This is a genomic window from Acinetobacter sp. RUH 2624 (genome assembly GCF_000162375.2).
Classification (GTDB): Bacteria; Pseudomonadota; Gammaproteobacteria; order Pseudomonadales; family Moraxellaceae; genus Acinetobacter; species Acinetobacter nosocomialis.
This window is the reverse complement of sequence record NZ_KI391939.1, coordinates 2,006,152-2,032,800: the sequence shown is the minus strand read 5'-3', so window position 1 is coordinate 2,032,800 and position 26,649 is coordinate 2,006,152. Positions and strand designations below refer to the sequence as shown.

Sequence of the window (26,649 nt, the reverse complement as noted above, 5' to 3'; positions counted from 1 at the left end):
AAGTATACTATGTTGATCATCAATTGTATGAATATATATGTATATTGGTCCCTATCAACTGTCAAATAATTTAATTGTTGCTCCTATGGCCGGTGTAACTGACCGTCCATTTAGAACGTTGTGCAAGTATTTTGGTGCGGGTCATGCGGTCAGTGAAATGATGACTGCTGATAAAACTTTACGGATGACTAAAAAAAGTCTTTATCGTGCTAATTTTGATGGAGAGTTAGCTCCTATCTCTGCGCAAATCGCGGGTTCTGACCCAGAACAGTTGGCTGAGGCTGCTCGCTATCAAGTTGCAAATGGGGCACAAATTGTTGATATCAATATGGGATGTCCTGCAAAAAAAGTATGCAATAAATTAGCAGGTTCAGCATTATTACAAGATGAAGACTTGGTTGCTCGAATACTGGATGCAGTTATTGCAGCAGTTGACGTTCCTGTGACTTTAAAAACTCGTTTAGGATTTTTAAATGGCCAAGAAAATATTTTAAGGGTGGCGAAACGTGCAGAAGAGGCGGGGATTGCTGCGTTAGCATTGCATGGCCGCACACGTGAAGACATGTATTTAAATACAGCGCGTTATGAATTAATCAAACATGTTAAAGAGTTAATCAATATTCCAGTAATTGCCAACGGTGATATTGATAGTCCTGAAAAAGCAAAATATGTACTGGACTATACTGGCGCCGATGCAATCATGATTGGGCGGGCTGCACAAGGTCGTCCATGGATTTTCCGTGAAATTGCCCATTATTTAAAAACTGGTGAGCATTTGGCTGCTCCAAATATTGAAGAAGTCAAAGATGTACTTTTAGGGCATCTGTCTGAGTTATATCAATTTTATGGTGAATATTCCGGATGTCGTATTGCTCGTAAGCATATTGCTTGGTACACCAAAGGCTTACGTTCAAGTAACGAGTTCCGACAAAATATGTATAAAGTTGAAACCACTGCTGAACAAGCATTAGTGGTCGAGAGTTATTTTAATCAATTACTTGCAGAAGGTAATTTGATGAGCGATGTTCAGGTTGAACAAGTTAATTTATTAGCTACTCACTAAAATAAAGCAACCAGTACACGGGCTGGTTGCTTAAAATCTTTATCTATTCATTATCTAACATTTCAACGACGAGTTGATTGACCAGATCTGATGCGCCTAATTCGCGTATTTGTGCAACATTACTTCCTGCCCAAAATGCACCAAAACCATAGTCATGGTGTTTACTCGCAAGAGCATTGAGTTGCTTTGCTAAATCGTAAGCGTATGGATATTCTGGTTGGGCAGGTCGAGTAGGTGAATCGATTTTGGTATGCCAATGGTTGAATAAACCGCGAGCAGGACGCCCAGAAAGGCTCGCGCTAATTTGCGTTACAGGTTCAGTAAATAATGCTTTGCGATATTCAGCAGAAGCATTTGAAGTTTGGCATTGAACAAATGCTGTACCTAGCTGGACTGCAGTTGCTCCTAAGCCCAACATATGTTTGGCTTGTAAACCAGTCATGATACCACCTGCAGCTACAACAGGAAGCTTACAATGCTTCACAATCAATTGGACCAAGTCACTGGTTTTAATCGCTGCATCAAAAGTCTGGTTGAGAATTCCTCGATGTCCACCTGCTTCAATACCTTGAGCAACAATAATATCGATACCGGCTGCCTCAATCGCTTGTGCTTCAATCAGGTTGGTAGCCGTGACCATGGTCAAAATACCAGCTTCTTTCAAAGCTTTAATTTGATGCGGATGCGGAATACCAAAATGGAAGCTCACCGCTTTAGGTTTAGTTTCTAAAACAACATTTAAAAAGTCATCATTGTCTAAAAAACTTGGATAAATACAGTGCAATTCTTGAGGTGGTTGAACACCAAATTTTTCGAAATGAGGACGTAGATATTCAATCCATTGTTTTGCTTTTTCTAGATTAAGTTCTGTAGATTGATGACAGAAAAAATTAACCTGAAATGAGTTTTCAGTGAGTGCTTGAGTTCTTAAAATTTGTTCACGTGCACTTTGTGGAGTATTTGCTCCCAAGCCTAATGATCCAAGGCCTCCTTGATTTGAAACCTCGGCTGCTAGTTCTGGTGTAGAAACCCCTGCCATGGGAGCCAGAAAAATTGGATGTTTAATTGCAAGTTGTTGTAATAGGCTCATTTTATTCACCTCACTTCTTTCACTTCACCATAACGTGAAAATAGAATGAAGAGCAAATAATATTGGCTATTTAATTTTTAAATATTCTAGAGGACTATTTTAAAAATCTTTTTATAAAGGAGTGACGTTAAATAAAGAACCGATCCAGCTTGAAAAAGCCATTGCTAAAATTCCCCATAACGTAATACGTAAACTACCTTTAAGTTTAGATGTACCAGCAAAGTAACTTGAAAGTGCACCTAAAATCGCTAATGAAAGAATTCCTGTGGCTAGGACAGCAGGTATAATCCATTGATTCGGGCTGAGTAATATAGCCAGCATGGGGAAAAAAGCCCCAAAAGAAAATGATGCAGCAGATGATAGTGCGGCCTGTACAGGATTGGCTGCGGTATTTTCATGAATGCCGATTTCATCCCGAGCATGTGCACCCAATGCATCATGAGTGGTTAGCTGCAAAGCAACTTCTTGAGCCAATTCTTTAGATAGGCCTCTAGAAATATAAATTTGAGTTAGCTCATCTAACTCTTTTTGAGGGTGCTTTGAGAGTTCTTTTGCTTCAATCGCTAAATCTGCTTTTTCAATATCTTCTTGAGATTTTACAGAAATATATTCTCCGGCAGCCATTGATGTAGCCCCAGAAATTAGTCCAGCAATGCATGTAATTAATAAAGTATGTGAGTTAGCTCCACTTGCAGCCATACCCATAATTAAACTAGTGACAGAAATAATTCCATCATTGGCTCCTAATACTGAAGCTCTTAACCAACCTGAACGGTGAATTGCGTGATGCTCTGTATGATGTGGAAAAGCCATGTGTTTTGCCTTATAAATGTTTTATAGATGCTATGAAATTTTACAAATTATTGATCAAAAAATATGTCATCATTATAGGGAATTTAGGGATACTAAAGAATAGATCAATAATAAAAATGGAGACTAAACTATTTATATTAAATCATCCTTAACCTAACTTAACGATGTAACTCATTATTTTAAATTATGATATTTATTGATCATTCTAACAAATTACCCTTAATAACTCTAATTTACTGTAGAGGTGATAATGAGAAATAGCAAAACAATAAACTCTATAACGCATTCGATATTACTTATGGGAGTAGTCATTTCTTCAACGGTAGTAAGTGTGTGTTCTGTTTATGCACAAGACCCAGTTACCTCTGAATATAAACCTGGAAATCTCATTTATGATAAATGGGACAGATTCTATAAAATAGAGCAGTCTCAACCTCAAGAAGCAGAAAAAATATTAGTTGAGCTGAGTAAGCTGACCCCTACAGATATTAAAGTCTGGAAAAGCCTTACTTATTTACAAATTCGGCTCGAAAAAAGAGATGAGGCTTTACAAAGTTTAAGACAAGCAAGAGCTTTAGCTCCTCAAGACGACACTTTAAAATTACAAGAAGCATATTTGCTGAATCAACAGAAAAAAAATCGTGATGCACTGGTTTTATTTAAAGAACTAACTTCATCTTCAGATCCAGCAATTGCTGCGAAGGCAACTCAAGCGGTTAAAAATTTAAGTGGAGGTGAGGTTAAGCCATATTTTGGGGATATCTATTTTGCACCCTCTTATGAGTCACGTTATGACGATGTTATTTTTCCTTTAAAAGTTCGGTACGGTAAAAACATCGACAATGGTCGTACTCAAGTCTACGGTTTTCTTAATTTAAACCGTGATACTAAATCTCAAGGTGGAGTACGACCTGAAATTATTGATGAAAATGCAGTTACTCTTGGGGTAGGTGCAAATTATCAACCATGGACTTCTATTCCTGTTCGAGCTTATGTCGAAGTTGGCGGAAGTTATGACTTGATTGATCGAAATCGAAAAAAATTTCGTGAAAGTGTAGTTGGAGGGGTAGCAGGTTATCAAGAGTGGTATTCGCAATCTAACTGTAATCATACACTTTGTTTAGATAATTACTTTACTGACCTCTATGGCAATGTCGCGACTTATTCAAGAGAAGACTATAACGTTATTGGAGATTTGCGCTTACGCACAGGTTTAAATTTATATAAGGGAGACAATGGAACTGTGCAGGCTTATGTGAAATTGCATGGCTTAGCAGACAGTAAAAATGAATATTACAATAATTTATTTGAATATGGGCCAGGGATTTCATGGCAGCCTTTTAACTATCAACCCATAAAACTACGTGTTGAACGTCTATATGGCAACTATTTTAAAGACGTGCCTGTTAATACAAAAGATCATTACAACAATACCCGAGTAGAACTTGTTTTTTATAAGGACTTCTAATAATGAAAAAAAATTTTATTTCGATTGTATTCGGTACTCGTCCAGAGCTAATAAAGCTAGCTCCGGTAATTTTATTAGCAAAACAAGACTCGCGATTTCAGGTTGAAGTTATTTTCACGGGTCAGCATGATGAATTAGTGCGAGATGCTATAGATTTTTTTGGGGTTGAAATTGACCACCGACTTAAAATTATGAATGCAGGACAAAGCCTAAATCAGCTATTAATTCATGGTTTGACACAACTTGAACATGTCTACACCGATGGTCAAAAAAGAGATGCGATTGTCATTCAGGGTGATACTACCACTGTATTAGCTGCTGGGTTAGTCGCATTTTCAATGAAGATACCTGTTGCCCATGTAGAAGCAGGTTTACGTTCTTATGATTTAGATCATCCTTTCCCTGAGGAAGGTAACCGTCAGTTAGTCTCGCGTATTACTAAATGGCATTTTGCTCCGACTGAACAATCAAAAAGAAATCTACTTAATGAGCAAATCAAGCCTTCGTTAATTACAGTGACAGGCAATACAGTAGTCGATGCTGTATATTTAGGCAGAAAGTTAATTTCTGAAAAAGCTGGTTTAAAAAATCAGCTCGAACCTTACGGAATTGAGTTAAAACAAAACGATAAAGTCGTACTTATTACCGCTCACCGCCGTGAAAATTTTGGTGAGGGAATTCAAAATATTTGTAATGCAGTTAAATATTTAGCTAATCATCATCCTGATTTACATTTTATTTGGCCTGTGCATTTAAACCCAGCTGTACATGATGTAGTGCATGATAAGTTTAAAAATCATGCTCAAATTCACTTGGTTAAACCACTTGATTATCCAAGTTTATTAGCCGTCATAAACCGTTCTATCTTCATTTTAACGGACTCTGGTGGTTTACAAGAGGAAAGCCCTTCGTTTAATAAGCCTGTATTAATTTTACGAGACACCACTGAACGACCTGAAGTCGTGGAAGTCGGGGCAGGAGTACTTGTTGGAACAAATCAGCAAAAAATTATTGATGAGGCTGAAAAACTTTTAACAGATTCGCAGCATTACCAAAAAATGGCAAATGTTGAAAATCCGTTTGGTGATGGGCGTGCTGCCCAGCGAATATTAGATGAAATTGCCAGAACTTCTGAATAAAAAGTATTTATTTTGAATTTTCTGATTCACTTATGGTGGCAGGAATGCTGCCATAAGTCAGACGATACCATAAACCGACGATATAAACCGACCAGCGTCCCATATAGTGGGGACCATCAAAAATATAAATTGTTTTGCCTTCATACGCTTTAATCTGAGAAATAATTTCCCAAGGATAGGCTGCTCGAAATTGTCCATTTTTTTTGGTACGAAATGCTTCTAGCACAATAACAGTTTTATCTTTTCCAAGAGTTTGTTCAAGTTGGTCTAAAATACGTCTGGCTTGTTGAGGGGTTCTTACACCGACACCTACACCATCTTGGAAAAAGACACCAGCTTGGCTAGGTAGCCAACTTTTAACCCATAAATTATAATTTTCAGGTTCTCTTTCACCACTATAAATGCTCACCCAAATAGGTGCTGGCAGTTTTTCTAGAACATGACCTAGTGTGCTTACCCTTAACCAAGTTGGATCAGCTTCAACTGGAAAATAGTAACCTTTTAAAGATGCATCATTTTGTTCTTGAATAATTTGTGCAGATTTTTCTCCTAGAGCAACAACATTTGCACGTGCTGCTGGTTCATTATATTCACCAGCTAAACCTAATATGAGATTTTTAGCCCAAGGTTGTTGCTTAATTTTCTGTATATCAATGGCTTTTTCCCACTGTGGGAGGTTGGAGTTTGTCCACCACGATTTAGATTCAACGACTGACCACTGGGGAACAAAAGTGTTGACTCCTAAATAATGCCAGTTTCCTTTTGGAGGAGTGGTATTGTTATCTGGTTGCCAAAAAATTCCTTCGATGATTGGTGGTTGTCCATGATTTTTGAACAACCCCGCATAAGCCACTACACTACATATAATTAAAATAATAAAAGCAGTTATTTTAATTGGTATCTGTTTTCTCATTATTACGTCGTAACCAATACCACAAGAAGATCACTATTATCATAATTGCAGAGATAATCACAACCAGTAAAAAGAATGAAGACTGCTGAACTAATGGAGCTTTTTGATTACCTACAATTAATTTTTGGAGAACATAGATATTGCCGTTTTCTGAAACCAACATTTTGGTCACATTATTTGGAATTTTATGCTGTATTTTTCCCCATAAATGCATAAAGGTGAGTGCACCGGTTTCAGAATCGGTAATCACATCAAAGCGGTTATTGTTATAACTCACAATAAAACCGTTGGCTGCCGCAGGCGCATAAATAATATTTTGATGCATTAAGATTTGTTGCTGATAAATCTCTTTATTTACTCTCACATTGACCGCTTGAGGAGCGTTTGGTGAGAAACGTACCAGATTGAGAGGCATTGGTGCCTGTGTAAGCAGCATATTTTTAGCGACTTGTCCCAAAATGATGGCAATATTTAATGCCCCTGATTGGTCATCAATTGCAATTGTTGGTTTGGTTGCTAATGTCATTGAAAGCGCTGCCACACCATTTTTGAGTTTATGTGGAAGTTTTACCGTTGATTTGGCGGTATCTACCCAAAGTGAACCATGAGCATTTGGTAAACATTGAGAATTTGCAATAACTGAGTTTTCCAGTTTTAAGCTAAAGTTTGTTGTATTTGAAATTTCCTTAGCAAAGATGTTGAACTGTCGGTTTACTGGGTCAGAAGCAAGATCTGCTGTTTTCATACTACCGGCAAGGCCACCATCAAGCCATGCTGTAATACTAGAGCCTTGTAATAAACCACTTTGAATACGAAGTGCAATTTGTCCCTGTAAAATATCAGTAGGCTGCCATACTGCCGGAAAATCAAGGAATAGATTCTTTTCAGCATGGTTGAGTCTGAAGTCATCAATACCTAAATCTGCAAGCGTATCAATTTTTCTAAATTGAGCCCATGCTGGTGGTGAAATTGTAGTGGGAAAAATAGCACTACCTGTATTAAGCTGCTGTACGTATGCCGGATTAATTAGACCATTAATCGCAGCAGTAAGCTCTTGGGCGGTATGGTAAGTGATAGAGAGAGTAGGTACCCCATCTGCAGGTTTTGAAATTTGTACAAACGCTCCATTTTTAAGTGGAGCTGTGGATTTGATCACTTCAATAATAAAGTTTGTTTCAGGATTCAGGTTCGTTTGACCTGAATCAACCCATTCAATAGGAGTTACTGAGCTCCAAGAACTTGCCAAACGAGCTAGCATGGATGCTTCGGTAATTTCCTTACGGTTATATTTTAAAATTCCAACAAATGGGGTAGGACGTCTAGCTTGGGGGTTAAATAGAGCATCTGGTAAATCTTTTAAACGGTATATATTTCGAACAGGAGTAAAGTCGAGTTGAGAATTACTCAAATAGGTTAAATGGTCGATATCTTCGGTACAGAAAGTCTCTTTTGTCTGGTTGAGAGTCGTTGGTTTAGCATATTGTTGAATAATAAAATCTAAACGATGAAAGCCACTTGGACTGGCAGGAATATTGAATTTAAACTGGCCATCACCATTTAAGGTCGTGTTATAGATCAGTTTATCATCATATTTCACCAGTAATGTTGTGTCATTCTCAGTTGAATAGTCACTAGAGAACTGAATATTCTGCCATTCAGCTCCTTTTCCAACATAGAAAAAATGAGGCTCGACTGTATATTTGGTCGAGGTACTTATATCATCAAGTTTCCATGTATATGCATGAGCAGATATGGCAAGTAAAAAACTGGTGCTGGCAAGGAGCACTTGAGCTGTCTGGTAAAGATCGAAAGTCTTTTTCATTTATTTTTTCTCCTTGCTACGTTCTGTTTTGTACCATTGAAGGGAGTTGCCCTGTATTTTATTTTTTAGCATGTCAAATGCGGCTTTAAAGACAATAAATAAGAAGATTTGTGAGTAACTGACGTAAGATAAGACAGAGTAAAAATAGAGTTCCGGTTTAACTTTTTCTAAGGAAAGAGTAAACCACATTTGTGCCACATAGAGACAAAATGAAAGGCCCCACAAGAGCGTAAATGGTCCCGGAACGGAAATACCTGCGATATCAAGTAACCCAAGCGTTAAAGTAATATGACTCCAGAATAGAGCTGGTACGAAAAGGATATAGCACATAATGTTATTCAGAATTTCAATCCCGATTGGGAAAGGTGTTCTAAGTGCTACAGGTAAATATTTACGTGTCACATAAAAGTTACCTTGGGTCCAACGTGAGCGCTGTTTAACAAATACACTTAACGATGGGGGATCTTGTTGCCAACCTATGGCATAGGGAACCCATTTAATTCGTTTTTGTCCAATAAAAATTCGGAAACTCATTTCTGTATCGTCAACTAACGATTTTTCATCAAAACCGCCTAAAGTCTCTAGTGCATCGCGCCAAATGACGTAGTTGGTTCCCATTAATGTTGATAACTCAAAACGTTGCCAACGCCCACCTTGGAAGATCCATTGGAAAAAGATGAATTCAATCGCAATAAAACGAGTCAAAATACTATCTTGCCAGTTACGGGTTCTTACTTTGCCATTTACAGCAACTAACTTTTTGTCTGCCAATAAAGTTTGAGCAAGTAAACGAACGCAATCGGGTTCAGGAGTACTATCGGCATCATAGACAACAATTAGCTCACCTTTGGCATGAGGAAGGCCATTATTGAGGGTCCGTGATTTACCTTTACCGCCCATTCCCTTGGGAACGTTGACAATTTTTATGCATGGATAAATTTTTGCGAGGCTTTCTGCGATTTCAAGGGTGTTATCTTTGGAGCCATCATTGATCAATAAGACTTCATAAGACTCTGCTGGATAATCCTGTTGAGCAATGGCATGCAAAGTGTCTTCAATCACCACGCCTTCATTATAAGCAGGGATCAAAACACTTAAGATGGGCCATCTTTCAGGTATTGGTAAGTTTTGCAGCTCTTTTTCAGCTGTTTTGGAATACTTCCACGCTTGATAACTTAACCATGCCCAAAATGCTTGTGGAATCCAAATACCTAAAAAGCCAAATAAAAACAGGATATCAATTGGAGCCATTTTTACGGACCCTCCTAATAATAGAAGAGATGAGTACTAATAATAGAATTAATCCCACTACTAAGGAGATCCATGAAATATAGCTACCAAATGTACCCAGAAGATCTGGATAAGTTGTTGTTAAAATCAGATCAAGAGGAACTACAACAACACTTAAACCAATAAATATATAACCTATAAGACTCGTATTCACATGTTCAGAAGTACTGGCATAATCAATATTATTAAATTTCCACGAAATACCGAGTTGAGGATAACGAATATTAGATAGGGGTAAGTCGGCAGGAGGATTAATAATAATTTCATAACCTGATACATGGCCGTTAAAGTCTTTGGCCGAATAAAATAAATGCTGACCTTGTCGGATTTCTCTAGATGGTAAAGGGACGGCTGAAGAATTTAACTGGACAATATAACTTCCAGCTGGCTGTGAAATTAAATTTTCATCCCATCCTGTACTTACGAAAGCAGCCATTGGCCTTAAACCAATAGCAGTTGAAAAAGTAGCCTTTGCGGCAAAATACTGAGGTTGTTCAGTTTTAAAAAGCACGATGGGGATAGCACCTTGGCTCACGGCTTCTTTTAATAAAAAATAGTGAGGGAAACCAAATACTTCATCTGGCAAGATAATGCCGGGGCGAACTCCGTTGTGAACAAACTTTTGAAAACTTTCGGAACTAATCTGATCAAGGGTGAAGACAGGCCACCATGTATCTTGATAAGGAAAAAACATGGAAAGATCGTTAGAACTTTGCACTTCAGTTTTTATTTGTTCTGCTTTAATTTCGCAATGATAATATTGCCGATAGAACTGCTGTAGAGTGGCATCTGGATATTGGCTAGATGCAATCACAATTCCACAAATGTTAAGAAGATTAGACATTAATTTATCTCCTCAGGTGGAATTGGAATAATTTTATATTCCACCTCAAGACGCAACGTCATAATTTCTCTTAACTTTTTAATAAAGTCAGGTTCTTGTTCAGTTTTTTGCTGACGAATCATAATACTGTATATATTTTCGAGATCATCATCTGCAAACTGAAAAACAATTTCATTGGGCTGATGCTGACTCAAAATTTTGATCATTTCGTTTTGAGTAGTTTTCCAGACGTCATCACCTAGCATTTCTTTAATGAGACTACGGTTAAGAATCTTGATTGCAAAGACTTCATAGTCTTGTACATTATGGTGATCAAGAAGCTTAAAAAAGCTACGCTGGAAATATTTCAAAGCGCTGATAGGGAAAATATCGCGGCGATAATTTCGATCATAGCTTTGAATATCTCGATATTTTTGAACATTAATTTCAATATTGTGGCGTACAGCACTTAAAAACAGCGGAATAAGAGGAATAATAAACAGTAAGAGAAGCTGCCGCTCAATATGAGTTTGTGCACCTAAGTCGAGTAGAAAATATACAGCAACTCCAATAAATGCGAGTAAACCAACAATTAAAGACAAGCCAACTTCTAAAAAAGCACCCGAAATTAAAAGAAGAAGAATAAAGATCCAGCTTCCTCTAAAACTAACAGGCAACCACTCATATGCAACCATTCCCATAAATAGATGTGCTGCGATAATCCATAAGACGAGTGTTCTACCTGGGTTCTTTTGTTGCATGCGAGCTATGCTACCTTTTTTGTAATGTTAATTTTTTTATACTTTTATAATGAAAGGTGTTCATTTACGAAGTTGTTGTTGTTTCTGTCCTTTTTAAGTATTTGCTATGTTTATTTGTAGTTGAAAGCCCCTTTATAGTCAAATCCCGTTTTTATTTTTTAATCAAAAATAAACAGATAAGACGCAATTCTTATCTAAATATGCTTGAAAGTTTCAATTGCTTTTAATCGTGTTTCTTTTAAATCTACAATTGGTTTTGGATAATTTAAACTCAAGTTGATTTTGTTTGAGTAGGGGTCATGAATGGATTTATTGTCCAGATGAGCCAGTTCTTTCACCCATTTACGAATATAGTCCCCATTAGGATCAAACTTTTGTGATTGGGAAATCGGGTTAAAAATTCTAAAATAAGGCACAGCATCTGTTCCTGTTGAGGCACACCATTGCCACCCCCCATTATTTGCTGCCAAATCTCCATCAATTAAATGTTGCATAAACCACTGTTCACCAATACGCCAGTCAATCAATAAGTTTTTGCATAAAAACATGGCTGTAATCATACGTACTCGATTATGCATCCAACCTGTTTGTAAAAGTTGGCGCATCCCGGCATCCACAATAGGAATACCAGTTTGTCCTGTTTGCCAAGCTTTTAGATGCTCTGGATTATGGTTCCATTTAATTTTCTGAGTATCTTTCTTAAATGGAAGATGCTTAGAAACATACGGAAAATCAAATAAGATGTGCTGGTAGAACTCTCGCCAAATAAGTTCATCTAGCCATGTTTGTTGACCTTCATTGTCTAAATGAAAGTTGCCGTGTTGATTACGAAAGAGTGCTTGTAAACACTGCCTTACAGATAAGATTCCAATATTTAAATAAGGAGAAAGTTTGCTTGTGCCATGCACATGAGGAAAATCTCGCTCAACTTTATAATGGGATACAGAATCTTCGACAAATTGGTCTAGTTGTTCTAATGCATATGACTCGCCAACAGGCCATAAATCTTGCTGTTCTTTAGAAATAGATGAACAAAATAGTTTTTCAATTTCTGCCAAGTCCACACTTTTTTCATCTAAAAACTCTAATGAAATTTCATTTTGCTTATGTGGTAAAGGGAAGCATTGAGGTAAACCGCTGGTATTTAGTTTTGCATAACATGCTTTTTTGAATGCACTAAAAACCTGATAGGGTTGTTGTGATTGATTGCGAATGGAACGTAAAGGGAAAATTGTACGATCATGAAATAAAAAAAGCTCTTTGCTTTCCTTATTTAAAGAATCTTGTACTGTTTTATCTCTTTTTAATTCATTTGCACCCATTTCAATATTGGCATAGACATTTTCAATATTATATTTCTTGCTGAAATCAGAAATAAACTTAGCAGTATCTTCCCAATAAGGAATGACTTGGATAACAAGTGGAATATGAAGTGATGCTAATTCTTTTTGAAGCTCTTTGAGCTGCCGTAAATAAAAACTAATTTTTATTGGAGCATCGTCGTGTTGTTTCCATTGCTCTGGCGATAAGATGACTAATCCAATTGAAGGCCCTTGCTGACAGGCATGCCATAAAGCTGCATGATCATGTATTCGTAAATCTTGTCGGAACCAAATCAATTGATAAGCATTTGACATGCATAGTCCAATAATAAATTAACTTACTGAATATTATATAAAATAAATACATAAAAAAAGCAAAGCTGAAGCTTTGCTTTTTATCATCTTGCGAAAGATGAATTAGTGGTGGTGACCACCTGCACCGTGTACATGACCGTGATCTAACTCTTCTTGAGAAGCTTCACGGATTTCTACGATTTCAACTTCAAAAGTTAAATCTTGGCCAGCAAGTGGGAAGTTAGCATCAACTACAACGTTGTCGCCTTCAACCGCTTTAACAGTAACGATTTGAACGCCGTCATCTGTTTGAGCTTGGAATTGCATACCAGGTTGAATGTTATCAACACCTTGGAACATTTGAGCTGGAACTTCTTGTACTAGGTCTGGGTTGTATTCGCCATAACCTTCAGCAGCTGGTACGTTTACAGTGAATTTATCACCAACAGTTTTACCAGTTAATGCATTTTCTAAACCTGGAATGATATTGCCTGCGCCATGCAAATAGGCAAGTGGTTCACCTTGAGATTGATCAAGTGTTTCACCCTCAGCGTTTGTTAATTTATAGTGGAATGAAACCACGTGGTTATTTGCAATTGCAGTCATGTTTTTGATCCATTCAATCAATTAAAGCGTACATCATAAAGTGAAAAATAAATTTTGTAGACTACAAAATCTCAATCTTTAACACTTTTTCTAATGCGTTTTTATCTATATAGGGATGAACTTAAAAAATTCAACTCAATACAGCTTAATTTTTGGACGTACTCGTCTTGTAAGTAAATCTTTCACTGTGAGTAGTCCAGCTTGAGTGTATCCATGAATTGTTGCTTGATGTAAACGATATAAAGATACGTACATCGTTTTAGCAATATATCCTTGTACACTGACATCCCCTAGCAATTCTCCAACGGCTTTATTACGACTTAAAGACACAAGCGAACCTTTGTCGTTAAATGTAAACATTGGCTGTGAGCGGCCATTCAGCCGAGCAGCCATTGCATCGACTAAAAAGCTTGCTTGTTGACTGGCAACTTGAGCACGTGGTCCGAGTGGGGGATTTCTTGCGTCGAGTTGACAGTGTGAACAATCACCGAAAGCAAATACATTTGGATCGGAGTAAGTTTGCAGAGTTGCGTAGACCATTAAACGATTAATATTGTCACGTTCGAAATCAGTAAAACTTTCAAGAACTTTTGGCGCTTTTACGCCAGCTGCCCATACCGTAATATCACTTGTGAGTTGATTACCGTTGCTGAAATAAATGCAGTGTTTATCAACTTTTTCAACGCGGTGTTGAGTTAAAATTTCGATGCCCATTTTTTGGAGCTGTTTTGCACTATGCTCAGCCGTTTTTTCACTTAAAGCAGGCAGGATTCGTTCTGATGCTTCAATCAGTGTGATTTTGACCTGTTTAGGATGGATCTTTTTCAAACCATAGCGATAAAAGTTTTTGGTTGTTTCAATCAGTTCTGCTGCAAGTTCAACCCCAGTTGCACCCGCACCAATGATTCCAATATTTAACGTGCGTTGATCTGGTTGATTTTGCGCTTCGATATATAAATGTAAAAGATCTTGCTGGAAAATATCTGCTTGTTTTCGGCTATCGAGGAAATGACAGTTTTCGCGTACCCCAGGTGTGTTAAAGTCATTTGACACTGAACCAAGCGCTAAAATAAGCGTGTCATAATTCAGTTGTTGAACATGCGTGTTTTGTTCTTTGGATACTTGAGGTGGTACGACATCTATTATTTTTTGATCTTTGTGTATCGCAACAAGTGTTCCTAATACAAACTCGTAATGATGTTTTTCTGCATGGGCAAAATAATTGGTTTGTTCTTCGTGAGGGTTTAAGGAACCCGCAGCAATTTCATGAAGTAGAGGTTTCCAGATATGAGTCAAATTTTGGTCGACTAATGTAATTTTAGCTTTACCACTTTTCCCAAAAGTTTCACCGAGTTGTGTGGCAAGTTCTAAACCACCCGCACCACCACCGACAATAACAATATGATGTAAACTTTCGGCCATTTTTATCACCTAATTATTTTTCTATAAAAAAAGATGGCTAAATTATGCCATCTTTTATTTATAAAATTTATTGTGCCTCTGTGCACAATTTGATGTTTTTAGTGCGAATCTACCGGGTAAAGTTTTGCGGCACTATGGTTACTCGATGAAAAAATAGAGAACAAATTTGAGAACCACATCACGATTCTTTGGAAAATATTCGCTTCTTCAATATGCACATCATTTTCAATTTGTAAGCTGCGAATCAGCTGATTATTTTGATAAATTGAAACAGTTGCCAAGTTCATGGCTTTCATTAAAGGCGCAGTTAACTTTTGCTCATTTAACTGAATATTTACACGAGTTTGGGTTGTTTCAAGTGGAACAATAGTCTTCGGTTGCTTATTGCTATCAAGAACTTGAATTCGCTGTGTAGCGTAGTCAAATGTATTTAAATCAATTGGTGCTGGCTCAGCATATAAAGAAGTTGTGACAATGGTCGGCTGCTTAGTTTCTACTTTAAACATTTTTAAAGTTGATTTAATGACAGGTAGTTCAGCAATCAATTTTTGTTCAGGAATAACCACTTCATCACGTGTATAAGCATAAGCAAGGTTCATTAATTTATCGGCAATTTCAGCACGTTTCACGGCACTTGGTGTACCTAAAACAATAACCAGTAAACGTCTTTGCGGTAAGTTGGGTGAAAATGAAGGACGTGAAGCCGTTAGAGCCAAGTTATAACCTGCTGCTTTGGTATAGCCAGTTTTTAAACCATCTACAGATGGATCATATTTCAGAGCAAGGTTAGTTGCATGGTGAAAACGTTGATTGTAGCTAAAGCTTGGCATTTTTGAATAATGTAAATATTCAGGAGTTTGGTGAATCACTGCCTGACTTAATAAGCTTAAATCATGCGCTGTCGTGTAATGATCAGGCATTGTAATCCCGGCAGGATTACTAAAATGCGTGTCTTTCATGCCTAAAGCTTGAGCTTCTTGGTTCATACGTTGTACAAAATGAGGCACATCACCAGAAATTTTTTCGGCTAAAGTCACAGCTGCATCATTTGCCGACATCACAATTAAACCAGCCAAAAGCTGATCAACTGAAATTTGCTCGCCCGCTTTAAGGTACATTTGTGATTCATCCCACTGCACCACGCTTACGACTGGTGTTGCGGTAATGACTTCGTTCAGTTTTAGCTTTCCAGCCTTAATCTCTTTTAATGCAATGTAGGCAACCATCATTTTGGTTAAAGATGCTGGCGCACGTTGTACATGACTATTATGCTCAGCAATGATTTGTCCAGATTGAGTGTCTACAATTGTCCATGCAGCGGCTTCAACACTTTCAGGAGCAATATTAAGTAGAGCAGCATTGGTAAGAGTAGTACAGAAAATACTAAACAGTGTAAAAAGAGATAGGAAGAATTTCACTAGGTGACCTTGACGTTTACTGGCAAATACGGAACACAGATGCCCAGCATGCTATGCCTTTTTTTTGTAGAAGGCTAGTGTGAATTGTTGCCAAAAAATACATCTACGCAAGTCGATACAAAAAAGTGATAATCTAATGTGAAACCGTTCTTATTTTAAATTGAAGAATTTATGTTGCATTATCAAATAGAGTTCGATGATTACAAACAACACCTTGTTCACGTAACAATTCGTTTTTTAGCGAATCCAAATCAGGAACTATGGTTACCAACGTGGATTCCAGGCAGTTATTTAATTCGTGAGTTTTCTAAGCATATTGAGGCTGTAAAGGCCTATGATGAAGCTGGACGCATGCTCAATATTAAAAAAACTGAAAAAAATCGCTGGCGGTTATTTAATACCGATCATGAGTTAATTACTGTTGAATACGATGCGTATGCTTATGATTTGTCGGTACGTGGTGCTTATGTAGATCAAACGCGTCTATATATTAACCCTGCCTGTGTGTGTCTAGGCTTGGAAGGTCAAGAGCAATCTGCTTGTGAAGTAGAAGTCTTTTTGCCTGATGAGCTGAAACACTTTCAATTAGCAACTGGTTTAGCTTCAAAAAGCTTAGTTAAGGGACGTTTTACCTTAAAAGCTGATCATTATGATCAACTCATAGATAGCCCATTTGAACTTGCGGAGCAAACACGTTTTAGCTTCGAAGCTCATGGAATTGAACATGAGTTTGCAATTTCTGGACAGCACAATACCAATGTAGAACGTTTAAAAACAGACATTGAAAAAATTTGTGCAGCCGAAATTGAAATGTTTGGTTCAGCTCCATTTAAAAACTATACCTTTATGACGATGGCTACAGGAAATAGTTATGGTGGCTTAGAGCATTGCAACAGCACAAGTTTGATTACACCACGTGATGATTTACCAAAATCGAATGAACCAACTGAACCTTCGAAAGACTATCAACGTTTCTTGGGTTTATGTAGCCACGAGTATTTTCATTCTTGGTTAGTGAAGTTTATCCGTCCAGAAAACTTTGCAAACTACAATTTGCATCAAGAAGGGTATACCTCGCTACTGTGGATCTTTGAAGGGTTTACTTCATATTATGATGATCTCATTTTATTACGTAGCGGTGTGATCTCTCAGAAGTCTTATCTAGATTTGTTGAAGTCACAGCTTGATCGTTATTTACAAAATCCGGGGCGCTTTGTTCAAACAGTAGCTGAATCAAGTTTTGATGCATGGATTAAGTTTTATCGTCCAGATGAAAATACGAATAATGCCGGTACGAGCTATTACAACAAAGGCGCATTAGTTGCCTTATGTTTAGATTTAGGCTTACGTTTACGTGGTTCTAGTCTAGATGCCTTAATGCGTCGTTTGTATGAAAATACGCAAAATGGTATTCAGGTCAATGAGCGTACTGTTTTTGATTTATGTGAAGAGTTAACTGGCGATAGTTGGGTTGAGCAGATTAATCATTTGATTAATACCACCGAAGAATTGCCGCTTGATCAGTTATTCCCTGAGTTTGGTTTAAGCTATACGCTTAAAAATGATAAGACCTTGGCTTATGGCTTAAAGTTAACTGATAAGCCAGAGGGCGTATTAGTACAAAATGCTCACCGTGAAGGAGCTGGTGCAAAAGCTGGTATTTCTGCCAATGATGTCATTATTGCAATTGATGGATTAAAAGCGACCACAAAACTTATTGAAAAATATGCTAAACAAAAGGGCAGTTACCCAGTCTTGGCTTTCCGCCGTGATGAGTTGTTATCATTTGAGGTTACAGGCGACAGTATCAACTTAACTGAAGTTGAACTTGTTGTTGAAGATCAAAGCAAAGCTGATAAATGGTTAAAAGCCTAAATAACAGTGAATTAATTTATAAAAAACCGATGTTTCGTACATCGGTTTTTTACTTTTTAGTAGATTATAAAAATTGAAATAGGTGTTATCTTTGAGTTTATTTTGAATGAAAAGTATAATATTTGTCAGAACTCTGAAAGATATCTCATGTAATTTAACAATGTCCTATATCTAAAAAGTTGGTAATCGTGCATGTATTACCATAAGTTAGGTATGAGATTATTATCAATAGATTTAAATTATGTATTATTTCGCTGCGAAATGTCGTTATCACTGGATATTTCGTTGACTGAAAGCCAATGAGAGCCGATACTCTCAGGGTTTTATTTAAGCATATCGGTTCGTAGGTACTGGGCCAAAAGCTCGGTCCTCAAAACTCAATTCAACGGAAGGGGCTATATATGGCTGGTGAAAAGTCAACTATCATTTACACACTGACTGACGAGGCGCCATTATTGGCGACTTATTCGCTACTGCCGATCATTGAGACCTTTACTAAGCCAGCAGGTATCGAGATTGTTAAAAGTGACATCTCTGTAGCTGCACGTGTGCTCGCAGAATTCGCTGACTACCTAAGTGAAGAGCAAAAGGTATCCGACAACCTTGCTGAGCTAGGTCGTCTTACACAAGATCCAGATACTAACATTATCAAACTCCCAAATATTAGTGCCTCTGTTGCGCAATTGACAGCATGTATTAAAGAACTTCAATCTAAAGGTTATCCAATTCCTGACTATCCGGAAAACCCAGCGACTGAAGAAGAAAAAACAATCAAAGCTCGTTATGGCAAATGCCTAGGTTCAGCAGTAAACCCTGTCCTTCGTGAAGGTAACTCAGACCGTCGTGCTCCTGCTGCCGTTAAAAATTACGCTAAGAAACACCCTCATTCAATGAGCGAGTGGAAACAATGGTCTCAAACTCACGTTTCACACATGGAAGAAGGTGACTTCTACCACGGTGAAAAGTCAATGACGCTTGACCGCCCACGCAACGTAAAAATGGAACTTATCACAAACAGTGGTAAGAGCATTGTTCTTAAGCCAAAAGTTGCGCTTCAAGAAGGCGAAATCATTGACTCAATGTTCATGAGCAAGAAAGCACTTTGTGATTTCTATGAAAAAGAACTTGATGATTGTAAAGAAGCAGGAATTTTATTCTCTTTACACGTTAAAGCGACAATGATGAAAGTTTCACACCCGATTGTTTTCGGTCACTGTGTGAAAATTTACTATAAAGAAGCTTTCGAAAAACACGGTAAGTTGTTTGATGAATTAGGCATTAACGTAAATAACGGTATGGCTGGGTTATACGAGAAAATCGAAACTCTTCCAACATCATTACGTGAAGAAATCATTGAAGACTTACATGCTTGCCAAGAACACCGTCCTGCACTTGCGATGGTTGACTCAGCAAAAGGTATTACTAACTTCCATTCGCCTAACGACATTATCGTAGATGCTTCTATGCCTGCAATGATCCGTGCTGGTGGTAAAATGTGGGGTGCTGATGGTAAGCAATACGATGCTAAAGCAGTAATGCCAGAATCAACATTTGCCCGTATTTACCAAGAAATGATCAATTTCTGTAAATGGCATGGTAACTTCGATCCGAAGACTATGGGTACAGTGCCAAACGTTGGTTTGATGGCTCAAAAAGCTGAAGAATACGGTTCTCACGATAAGACTTTTGAAATTCCTGAAGCAGGTATCGCAAACATTACCGATCTTGACACTGGTGAAGTGTTATTGACTCAAAATGTTGAAGAAGGTGATATCTGGCGTATGTGTCAGGTGAAAGATGCTCCGATTCGTGACTGGGTAAAACTTGCAGTGACTCGTGCACGTAACTCAGGCATGCCTGCGATCTTCTGGCTTGACCCATATCGTCCACACGAAAATGAATTGATCAAGAAAGTACAGAAGTACTTAAAAGATCACGATACGACTGGTCTTGATATCCAGATCATGTCTCAAGTACGTGCAATGCGTTACACACTTGAGCGTGTAGTTCGTGGTCTCGATACAATTTCTGTAACTGGTAACATTTTACGTGACTACTTAACTGACTTGTTCCCAATTATGGAACTTGGTACTTCTGCGAAAATGTTGTCTATCGTTCCGCTTATGGCGGGTGGTGGTATGTACGAGACTGGTGCAGGTGGTTCAGCACCTAAACACGTACAGCAACTTGTTGAAGAAAACCACTTACGTTGGGATTCGCTTGGTGAGTTCCTTGCGCTTGCAGTTTCTTTAGAAGAAATGGGCATTAAAGAAAATAATGCTCGTGCCAAGTTACTTGCGAAAACACTTGATGAAGCGACTGGTAAATTGCTCGACAATGACAAGTCTCCATCACGCCGTACAGGCGAGCTTGATAACCGTGGTAGCCATTTCTACTTATCACTTTACTGGGCAGAAGCACTTGCGGCTCAAGACGAAGATGCTGAGTTGAAAGCTAAATTTGCTCCACTTGCAAAAGCATTAGCTGAAAACGAACAGAAGATCGTTGCTGAGCTTGCTCAAGTACAAGGTAAAGCAGCTGACATCGGTGGTTACTATGCAGTTGATCCTGCGAAAGTAAGCGCTGTAATGCGTCCAAGTGCTACATTTAATGCAGCGCTTTCAACTGTTCAAGCTTAATAACTAATTCGTTAGTAAATAGCTGAAAAGCCGGTGCATATGTGCCGGCTTTTTTATTTTTATAAATAATAGCTATTAAAAAAGCCCACTTATGTGAGCTTTTAAAAATTAAATGTTTTTATCGACCATTACGGCTACGACCACGAGGTGCTTTAGTATTTGGACGAGTTGTACCGTTAGTTTTACGACGTGGCTTTTCACTTTCATCCATTTGCCAGATACGTTTTGTACCAGACTTTTTAACAGAACCATCTTTATTCTTACGAACCATTGGTTTGCCACCTGTACCCCCAGGTTTTTTCACATACGAGCGTGAACGATAAGGTTGTTCAGCGGGAACATCTTTAAAGTCTGGGTAGAGTAGAGGTTCGATTTCTTTGGTCTCGCCTGGCTGTAATCCTAATTGGACTAAATCAATTGAACCGATTTTAGTACGAATGAGACGTAAAGTCGGGAAACCTACCGCAGAGGTCATGCGACGAACTTGGCGGTTACGACCTTCACAAATAGAGATTTCAATCCAAGATGTTGGAATACTGGCACGGTAACGTACAGGAGGGTCTCGGTCCCATAACCATTCAGGTTCACTTACCTTAATCGCTTTAGCTGGTAAAGTCATACCATCATTAAGCTCTACACCTTTGCGCAGTTGCTCAAGCGCTTCTTCGGTTACATCGCCATCAACTTGAACTAAATACGTTTTGTATTTTTTATTCGCAGGGTTAGTAATGAACTGATTCAAACCACCATGATCGGTTAAAAAAACTAAACCCTCAGAGTCCATATCAAGACGGCCTGCTATGCGTAAAGTCGGGTCATCTATAAAGTCAGACACCGTCATATGCGCTTCGTCTTTACGAAACTGGGAGAGCACGTCATAAGGTTTGTTGAGAATGACGATTTTCATAAAAAATGACTTCTTCTTTCAAATAAGAGGTAAAAACATTGAGCAATATTTAAGTGTGAAATTTGCTTATTTCCCACATAAATCTCAAAAAGGATTAAATTCGATTAAGCTATTATGCGTGAATAAAAGTTGAAAGTATTGTTTATCGATAATTATTTTTGTTTGGTTAGTTAAATATTATAAAAGGGAGAATCTACACAATGGGTTATCAGAAGATCGTTGTTCCTGCCGACGGTGATAAAATTACAGTAAAAGCAGACCTGTCACTGAATGTACCGAATCATCCAATTATTCCTTTTATTGAGGGTGATGGTATTGGTGTAGATATTACACCGACAATGAAAAAAGTTGTTGATGGGGCAATTTTAAAAGCCTATGGCGGCAAACGTTCCATTGAGTGGATGGAAGTCTATTGCGGTGAAAAGGCAAATAAAATTTATGGCACTTATATGCCGGAAGAAACTTTTGAAGCCCTGCGTGAATTTGTCGTTTCAATTAAAGGCCCCCTAACTACTCCAGTTGGTGGCGGTATACGCTCACTTAATGTGGCGCTACGTCAAGAATTAGATTTGTACGTATGTGTACGGCCAGTACGCTGGTTTGAAGGTGTTCCTTCACCTGTTCAGCATCCTGAATTAACCGACATAGTTATTTTTCGTGAAAATTCGGAAGATATTTATGCCGGTATTGAATGGAAAGCCGATTCGGAAGAAGCTAAAAAAGTTATTAAATTCCTTCAAGAAGAAATGGGGGTCACAAAAATTCGTTTCCCTGAAGGATGTGGTATTGGTATTAAACCCGTTTCCAAAGAAGGATCACAACGTTTAGTTCGTAAGGCCATCCAGTTTGCCATAGATAATGACAAACCATCGGTGACTCTTGTTCACAAGGGCAATATTATGAAATATACCGAAGGTGCATTTAAAGAATGGGGATACGAGTTAGCACTAGATCGTTTCGGCGGTGAACTCATAGATGGTGGCCCTTGGGTTAAAATTAAGAACCCTAAAAATGGTAAAGACATTATTATTAAAGATGTAATTGCAGATGCTTTCTTACAGCAAATTTTGATGCGTCCTGCTGACTACTCTGTGATTGCAACCCTTAATTTAAATGGTGACTATATTTCCGATGCATTAGCAGCAGAAGTAGGGGGGATTGGAATTGCACCCGGTGCAAATATTGGCGGCGCTATTGCAGTTTATGAAGCAACACATGGAACAGCACCTAAATATGCTGGGCAAGATAAAGTAAACCCGGGTTCAATTATTCTATCTGCTGAAATGATGCTTCGAGACATGGGATGGACTGAAGCGGCTGATCTGATCATTAAAGGAATTTCAGGAGCGATTGCAGCTAAAACGGTAACTTACGATTTTGAGCGTTTAATGCCGGGCGCAACCTTATTGCGTTGCTCTGAATTTGGTGATGCCATAATTCAACATATGGAAGATTAAACTTAAATAAAAAGGCCCTCGAACGAGGGTTTTTTTATGTATATAAGTATTTATACATTTTTATGCTATTAAAAATTAAAGCTAAGAGTGGGCAGTGTATACCCATAATAAACAAGCCAATACTGTAAAACTTAGCAATATTAAACCTTGTCCGTGATGAGTAGCATACAGAGGTACATTACCAATGCTATGCGTCATTTTATAGTTCAAAACAGGCCTGATACAAAAGAAAAAAAGAGGTAATGATAAAATCACTGTATTACTAATTTTAATGCTATAGCGGAAATAGTAACTAAATAGCCCTATCGTAGCCGCATATAGCAGTGTTTTGAAAAGCACTTCACCACTGGTATATATATCTATGCCAATATAAAAATTAAGCTTCCATATAAGAAGGCTAACTGTAGCAATTATTGTAATAATGCCGACAACAACCGCATTTGCTGGGTTTGATACATTGTACATTTTTAAAGTTTTTAATTGGTATAAATTAATTTGAATAAAATATATATTATAAAAAAGTATAGTACATTGACTATTTTTAACTTTATAAAACTCCTCAAAAAATCTGATTTAGACATTTTGCGACTCACGCGAGTTTGAACTAGTCTCTTTAAATACCCATAAGGCAAAACAGAATATAATGACTATTAGTAGACCTAAACTTTGACCATGACCCGAGAGATAAAACGGAACATCTGGGATGGTTTGAAGGGCTTTATAATCAAGAATTGGTTCTAGCCAAAAGTACGCGAATGGAACAGCAATTAAAAATTGTGTTGTAAACTCAATATGATCGCGTGTTAAAAAGCCAAGAATAGCTGCTGTGGCAATATAGATAATGATCTTTACAGAGACCTCATAGGATGTTGTGATATCCAGTGCAAAAATGGTCCGGCATTTAAATGCCAGTAATGAAACACAGATAAAAGCAAACATCGCCAAGAGCTTTAAAAGCTCATCAATATAATTGTTATTGCTCATGTCTTACTCTATTTTAAGTATTAAAAATTATAAATTTTTATCGAATATAGATCAGAAAATAACACTCTACATTGACATAATATGACATTTTTTGTCAGTTGAGCTTACTGAGTAGGCGTATAAACATAGGTGTTATGCAGTTAGCTCTACTGATCTACTCATTAATTTTAATTTTGACAAACTACGATTACTCAATGAAAAGCCCCTTGTGTATAGGGGCTTTTTTTATTGCATAAATTCGGGATGTTTAGCAGTTTTAGGTAGCCCGATTTTCTTTTGATAGCTTTGGTCTAAAGCCTGAATAATAAGTACAAAGACAATTAAAAAGAGAGGAAAGTACAAAGTTTTCATAGTTTGGTTTCTCCGAGAGAATTTGGTATAGAAGAATGGGTACGAATTAAAAGGCTCAATGCAAATAACAAAACAATGCCTCCCATTAAAAACAGATGGGCATAAGACCAATGCAAGTGGTGTAAAGTACTAATGACAACGCCACCTAATAGCTGAGTGCTGGCAAACCCAATGGTGGCAAGGCTCCAGATTTTTTGATAACGCTGCTCATAAATCTGTAGCAGACTATAAGAGCTAATAAATACGGTGGCAGGTGTGAGTAAACCTGTAAGAAAGGACGATAAAGTGAGCAAAGCGGTAGCATGTGAAAAAAATGGTAGGGCAACTGCCAAGCAATAGACACCGTATAGACATTTAATTGCCTGCAAATATCCAATAAGGCGGCTTAAACAATACGCCACAAAGGCGCCAATACAGCTTCCAACCCCATAAAGAACCCAAAATAAATTTCGTTGTTGCAAGGGAAAGTGTAGGGTTCCCGATAAGTAGTCCATCCAGAACAAAGAGTGGGGAATATAAGCAAAAGCACTGCACATATAAGCAATAATAATGACAAGCCCCAAACGTGAGTGTTTGAAGTTTTGAGGAGCTTGCGTTGTGACTTGTACGGCCTGAGTAGACTGATATTTTAATAAGCGGAAAAGAACGAAACTGCCAATAATAGAGAGTACTGCAAAAATGCTCCATACATATTGAACAGACATGTTTTTGAGTGCAGGAATAATGAGAGTAGCAGATAACACGCCTGCGCCAATACCACTAAATCCTAAAAAATTAACTTTAAGTCTTTGGCTAATTGCAATATTTTTCATAGCAAAGCTAGGTGCTAAAATCATGAGTAGGCCACCCGCGACACCTGAAATAGTACGCCAGAGAACAAACCAAGCCATAGGCATGTGTATAAACGAACAGCAGAGCAGGCTTAAACTGCCTAAGACAGCTGAACTTGTGATCAAAGCGGGAATAGATCTTTCTTTAATGCTAAACAGTGCCAATAGTGCGCCAACCAGATAGCCCAATAAATTTGCACTTCCTAAGTAACTTGCAAAATCATGAGTCCATCCATATTGCACAATCATAATAGGCATGAGCGCAGTATATGAAAATCTAAAAATACCAATTCCTAGACAAGTCGCTAAAAAGACAAGCAGGCTCATTCGATAGAACGTAGACATGGGAAGTCTCTCAATTTTTTTATTATTAAAAGCGAGTTTATTTATCATTAGAAATGATTTAATATGATATTAATTATCTTGTTTTGAGATAGTGGCATGTTGCTTAAGTCTTTAGAGTTTTTTTTAGCGGTTGCAGAGAGTGGAAGTTTTTCACTGGCTGCACAAAAAATGTGTACGGTTCAATCGAACATCACAAGTCATGTGAAAAAGCTTGAAGAAGAGTTAGGCGTGGTTTTATTAAATCGTCATAACCCCGTTACATTAACTAATGCAGGACAGCAGCTACATAGTTATGCTGTGCAAATGATCGCACTGCATAATAAAGCGAAAAAAATTTTTCAAGAAGGTGATATTGACCCGAATGAAACCATTCGTTTGGGCAGTATGGAAACGACAGCAGCTATACGACTTCCTCAATTGCTTAATCAATGTATTCAGCAATATCCGAATTTACCAATTGAGCTTCAAACTCACCCAACCCGATATTTGTTAAACGCGGTGCAACAAGGAGAAGTCGATTGTGCGTTTGTTGCTTCTAAATATGTAATTCCAGAGTTATATAGTTTTCCAGTGTGGCAAGAACAACTGGTTTTAGTTTGCCCAAAACAACAAACTCACTTTCCCGACATTACCACCCTCGCAAAGACTCGTTTTATTGCATTTCGACAAGGTTGTTCTTATCGGCATGCAATTGAGCTGTTTTTAAATGATCATAGTGTTCCACCTTCACAAATTATGGAAATGGGTAGTCTCGATGGCATTGTGAGCTGTGTAGAATTAGGAGTCGGTTTTGCTTTGTTGCCCAAGTCATATCTGAGCAAAGTAGCCGATAAAGTCTCATTAAGTTGTTTTGAAATTAACACTGAATCTGCACATTTCACTACTTATTTGGTTGCTCAGCCTCCTGAAACATGGGGCAGTAATTTAAAGCAATTTATTTGTTTTATTGAGCAAAACTTTATACAGAAATGCGCTTAATTTTTATACATAAATATCCTACTTATCTTATGTTTTAAA

The 26,649-nt window shown here is 37.8% G+C and carries 23 protein-coding genes; 7 read left to right on the top strand and 16 right to left on the bottom strand.

The window, feature by feature from the left end:
- Positions 1–37: 37 nt before the first annotated feature.
- Entirely contained in the window at positions 38–1,063 is a 1,026-nt protein-coding gene (gene dusB / locus HMPREF0014_RS16190; RefSeq protein WP_004885882.1) for a tRNA dihydrouridine synthase DusB, read from the top strand.
- Between the two features lie 43 nt (positions 1,064–1,106).
- Here dusB and HMPREF0014_RS16185 read toward each other — a convergent pair whose 3' ends face one another.
- On the bottom strand, positions 1,107–2,153 hold the full coding sequence (locus HMPREF0014_RS16185; RefSeq protein WP_004885885.1) for a nitronate monooxygenase: 1,047 nt from the start codon (positions 2,151–2,153) through the stop codon (positions 1,107–1,109).
- 111 nt (positions 2,154–2,264) lie between these two features.
- The gene (locus HMPREF0014_RS16180; RefSeq protein ID WP_004700019.1) at positions 2,265–2,966 is read right to left on the bottom strand and encodes a VIT family protein; all 702 of its coding nucleotides are present in this window, start codon (positions 2,964–2,966) and stop codon (positions 2,265–2,267) included.
- A gap of 250 nt (positions 2,967–3,216) precedes the next feature.
- Between HMPREF0014_RS16180 and HMPREF0014_RS16175 the strand changes: the two genes are divergently transcribed.
- Positions 3,217–4,434 carry a hypothetical protein gene (locus HMPREF0014_RS16175; RefSeq protein ID WP_004885893.1) on the top strand — a complete coding sequence of 406 codons (1,218 nt, stop codon included), beginning with the start codon at positions 3,217–3,219 and terminating at the stop codon, positions 4,432–4,434.
- A 2-nt stretch (positions 4,435–4,436) separates the two neighbouring features.
- Positions 4,437–5,573, top strand: coding sequence for a UDP-N-acetylglucosamine 2-epimerase (non-hydrolyzing) (gene wecB / locus HMPREF0014_RS16170; protein WP_004885895.1), 1,137 nt, complete (start codon positions 4,437–4,439; stop codon positions 5,571–5,573).
- A gap of 7 nt (positions 5,574–5,580) precedes the next feature.
- On the opposite strand, the gene HMPREF0014_RS16165 is transcribed toward wecB, so the two are convergent.
- The 9 genes from HMPREF0014_RS16165 to HMPREF0014_RS16125 all read right to left on the bottom strand — a co-directional run bounded on the left by HMPREF0014_RS16165 (position 5,581) and on the right by HMPREF0014_RS16125 (position 16,244).
- The gene (locus HMPREF0014_RS16165; protein WP_004885897.1) at positions 5,581–6,486 is read right to left on the bottom strand and encodes a hypothetical protein; all 906 of its coding nucleotides are present in this window, start codon (positions 6,484–6,486) and stop codon (positions 5,581–5,583) included.
- Complete coding sequence (locus tag HMPREF0014_RS16160) at positions 6,464–8,308, bottom strand: hypothetical protein (RefSeq protein ID WP_004707591.1); 1,845 nt, start codon at positions 8,306–8,308, stop codon at positions 6,464–6,466. Before HMPREF0014_RS16160 ends, HMPREF0014_RS16165 begins: the two co-directional genes overlap by 23 nt.
- On the bottom strand, positions 8,309–9,559 hold the full coding sequence (locus tag HMPREF0014_RS16155) for a glycosyltransferase (protein WP_004885899.1): 1,251 nt from the start codon (positions 9,557–9,559) through the stop codon (positions 8,309–8,311).
- On the bottom strand, positions 9,546–10,442 hold the full coding sequence (locus HMPREF0014_RS16150) for a hypothetical protein (protein WP_004885902.1): 897 nt from the start codon (positions 10,440–10,442) through the stop codon (positions 9,546–9,548). The genes HMPREF0014_RS16155 and HMPREF0014_RS16150 overlap by 14 nt, the downstream gene beginning before the upstream one ends.
- Positions 10,442–11,182, bottom strand: coding sequence for a membrane protein (locus tag HMPREF0014_RS16145; RefSeq protein ID WP_004885904.1), 741 nt, complete (start codon positions 11,180–11,182; stop codon positions 10,442–10,444). Before HMPREF0014_RS16145 ends, HMPREF0014_RS16150 begins: the two co-directional genes overlap by 1 nt.
- 194 nt (positions 11,183–11,376) lie before the next feature.
- Complete coding sequence (gene phrB / locus HMPREF0014_RS16140) at positions 11,377–12,819, bottom strand: deoxyribodipyrimidine photo-lyase (RefSeq protein ID WP_004885907.1); 1,443 nt, start codon at positions 12,817–12,819, stop codon at positions 11,377–11,379.
- Between the two features lie 102 nt (positions 12,820–12,921).
- Positions 12,922–13,404: a peptidylprolyl isomerase gene (gene slyD, locus HMPREF0014_RS16135; RefSeq protein WP_002052512.1), complete on the bottom strand. Its 483-nt coding sequence runs from the start codon at positions 13,402–13,404 to the stop codon at positions 12,922–12,924.
- A gap of 135 nt (positions 13,405–13,539) precedes the next feature.
- Complete coding sequence (locus HMPREF0014_RS16130; RefSeq protein WP_004885910.1) at positions 13,540–14,826, bottom strand: NAD(P)/FAD-dependent oxidoreductase; 1,287 nt, start codon at positions 14,824–14,826, stop codon at positions 13,540–13,542.
- Between the two features lie 98 nt (positions 14,827–14,924).
- Positions 14,925–16,244: a D-alanyl-D-alanine carboxypeptidase PBP6B gene (locus HMPREF0014_RS16125; RefSeq protein ID WP_002052978.1), complete on the bottom strand. Its 1,320-nt coding sequence runs from the start codon at positions 16,242–16,244 to the stop codon at positions 14,925–14,927.
- A 171-nt stretch (positions 16,245–16,415) separates the two neighbouring features.
- Here HMPREF0014_RS16125 and HMPREF0014_RS16120 point away from each other — a divergent pair, with 171 nt between their 5' ends.
- Positions 16,416–18,119, top strand: a complete 1,704-nt coding sequence (locus tag HMPREF0014_RS16120) for a M61 family metallopeptidase (RefSeq protein ID WP_004885915.1) — start codon at positions 16,416–16,418, stop codon at positions 18,117–18,119.
- A 401-nt stretch (positions 18,120–18,520) separates the two neighbouring features.
- The gene (locus tag HMPREF0014_RS16115; protein ID WP_002052445.1) at positions 18,521–20,758 is read left to right on the top strand and encodes an NADP-dependent isocitrate dehydrogenase; all 2,238 of its coding nucleotides are present in this window, start codon (positions 18,521–18,523) and stop codon (positions 20,756–20,758) included.
- 118 nt (positions 20,759–20,876) lie between these two features.
- Here the strand turns inward: HMPREF0014_RS16115 and HMPREF0014_RS16110 are convergent, their stop codons facing one another.
- Positions 20,877–21,665, bottom strand: coding sequence for an rRNA large subunit pseudouridine synthase E (locus HMPREF0014_RS16110; RefSeq protein WP_004707608.1), 789 nt, complete (start codon positions 21,663–21,665; stop codon positions 20,877–20,879).
- Between the two features lie 200 nt (positions 21,666–21,865).
- On the opposite strand from HMPREF0014_RS16110, the gene icd reads away from it, so the two are divergent.
- Positions 21,866–23,122 carry an NADP-dependent isocitrate dehydrogenase gene (gene icd, locus HMPREF0014_RS16105; RefSeq protein ID WP_004885920.1) on the top strand — a complete coding sequence of 419 codons (1,257 nt, stop codon included), beginning with the start codon at positions 21,866–21,868 and terminating at the stop codon, positions 23,120–23,122.
- A gap of 81 nt (positions 23,123–23,203) precedes the next feature.
- Here the strand turns inward: icd and HMPREF0014_RS25525 are convergent, their stop codons facing one another.
- The 4 genes from HMPREF0014_RS25525 to HMPREF0014_RS16095 form a co-directional block, all read right to left on the bottom strand.
- Positions 23,204–23,695, bottom strand: a complete 492-nt coding sequence (locus HMPREF0014_RS25525; RefSeq protein ID WP_079376986.1) for a hypothetical protein — start codon at positions 23,693–23,695, stop codon at positions 23,204–23,206.
- Positions 23,696–24,106, bottom strand: a complete 411-nt coding sequence (locus HMPREF0014_RS16100) for a hypothetical protein (protein ID WP_002052664.1) — start codon at positions 24,104–24,106, stop codon at positions 23,696–23,698.
- Between the two features lie 225 nt (positions 24,107–24,331).
- Positions 24,332–24,457 carry a hypothetical protein gene (locus tag HMPREF0014_RS25520; protein WP_004885924.1) on the bottom strand — a complete coding sequence of 42 codons (126 nt, stop codon included), beginning with the start codon at positions 24,455–24,457 and terminating at the stop codon, positions 24,332–24,334.
- On the bottom strand, positions 24,454–25,632 hold the full coding sequence (locus HMPREF0014_RS16095) for a YbfB/YjiJ family MFS transporter (RefSeq protein ID WP_004885926.1): 1,179 nt from the start codon (positions 25,630–25,632) through the stop codon (positions 24,454–24,456). The genes HMPREF0014_RS25520 and HMPREF0014_RS16095 overlap by 4 nt, the downstream gene beginning before the upstream one ends.
- 96 nt (positions 25,633–25,728) lie before the next feature.
- Here HMPREF0014_RS16095 and HMPREF0014_RS16090 point away from each other — a divergent pair, with 96 nt between their 5' ends.
- On the top strand, positions 25,729–26,610 hold the full coding sequence (locus HMPREF0014_RS16090; RefSeq protein WP_002052908.1) for a LysR family transcriptional regulator: 882 nt from the start codon (positions 25,729–25,731) through the stop codon (positions 26,608–26,610).
- Positions 26,611–26,649: the final 39 nt, after the last annotated feature.

Excerpts from the sequence above, each read along its gene's own strand:
- dusB (WP_004885882.1), top strand. The coding sequence starts at position 38 with ATGTATATTGGTCCCTATCAACTGTCAAATAATTTAATTGTTGCTCCT.
- HMPREF0014_RS16185 (WP_004885885.1), bottom strand. The coding sequence starts at position 2,153 with ATGAGCCTATTACAACAACTTGCAATTAAACATCCAATTTTTCTGGCT.
- HMPREF0014_RS16180 (WP_004700019.1), bottom strand. The coding sequence starts at position 2,966 with ATGGCTTTTCCACATCATACAGAGCATCACGCAATTCACCGTTCAGGT.
- HMPREF0014_RS16175 (WP_004885893.1), top strand. The coding sequence starts at position 3,217 with ATGAGAAATAGCAAAACAATAAACTCTATAACGCATTCGATATTACTT.
- wecB (WP_004885895.1), top strand. The coding sequence starts at position 4,437 with ATGAAAAAAAATTTTATTTCGATTGTATTCGGTACTCGTCCAGAGCTA.
- HMPREF0014_RS16165 (WP_004885897.1), bottom strand. The coding sequence starts at position 6,486 with ATGAGAAAACAGATACCAATTAAAATAACTGCTTTTATTATTTTAATT.
- HMPREF0014_RS16160 (WP_004707591.1), bottom strand. The coding sequence starts at position 8,308 with ATGAAAAAGACTTTCGATCTTTACCAGACAGCTCAAGTGCTCCTTGCC.
- HMPREF0014_RS16155 (WP_004885899.1), bottom strand. The coding sequence starts at position 9,559 with ATGGCTCCAATTGATATCCTGTTTTTATTTGGCTTTTTAGGTATTTGG.
- HMPREF0014_RS16150 (WP_004885902.1), bottom strand. The coding sequence starts at position 10,442 with ATGTCTAATCTTCTTAACATTTGTGGAATTGTGATTGCATCTAGCCAA.
- HMPREF0014_RS16145 (WP_004885904.1), bottom strand. The coding sequence starts at position 11,182 with ATGCAACAAAAGAACCCAGGTAGAACACTCGTCTTATGGATTATCGCA.
- phrB (WP_004885907.1), bottom strand. The coding sequence starts at position 12,819 with ATGTCAAATGCTTATCAATTGATTTGGTTCCGACAAGATTTACGAATA.
- slyD (WP_002052512.1), bottom strand. The coding sequence starts at position 13,404 with ATGACTGCAATTGCAAATAACCACGTGGTTTCATTCCACTATAAATTA.
- HMPREF0014_RS16130 (WP_004885910.1), bottom strand. The coding sequence starts at position 14,826 with ATGGCCGAAAGTTTACATCATATTGTTATTGTCGGTGGTGGTGCGGGT.
- HMPREF0014_RS16120 (WP_004885915.1), top strand. The coding sequence starts at position 16,416 with ATGTTGCATTATCAAATAGAGTTCGATGATTACAAACAACACCTTGTT.
- HMPREF0014_RS16115 (WP_002052445.1), top strand. The coding sequence starts at position 18,521 with ATGGCTGGTGAAAAGTCAACTATCATTTACACACTGACTGACGAGGCG.
- HMPREF0014_RS16110 (WP_004707608.1), bottom strand. The coding sequence starts at position 21,665 with ATGAAAATCGTCATTCTCAACAAACCTTATGACGTGCTCTCCCAGTTT.
- icd (WP_004885920.1), top strand. The coding sequence starts at position 21,866 with ATGGGTTATCAGAAGATCGTTGTTCCTGCCGACGGTGATAAAATTACA.
- HMPREF0014_RS16100 (WP_002052664.1), bottom strand. The coding sequence starts at position 24,106 with ATGAGCAATAACAATTATATTGATGAGCTTTTAAAGCTCTTGGCGATG.
- HMPREF0014_RS25520 (WP_004885924.1), bottom strand. The coding sequence starts at position 24,457 with ATGAAAACTTTGTACTTTCCTCTCTTTTTAATTGTCTTTGTACTTATT.
- HMPREF0014_RS16095 (WP_004885926.1), bottom strand. The coding sequence starts at position 25,632 with ATGTCTACGTTCTATCGAATGAGCCTGCTTGTCTTTTTAGCGACTTGT.
- HMPREF0014_RS16090 (WP_002052908.1), top strand. The coding sequence starts at position 25,729 with ATGTTGCTTAAGTCTTTAGAGTTTTTTTTAGCGGTTGCAGAGAGTGGA.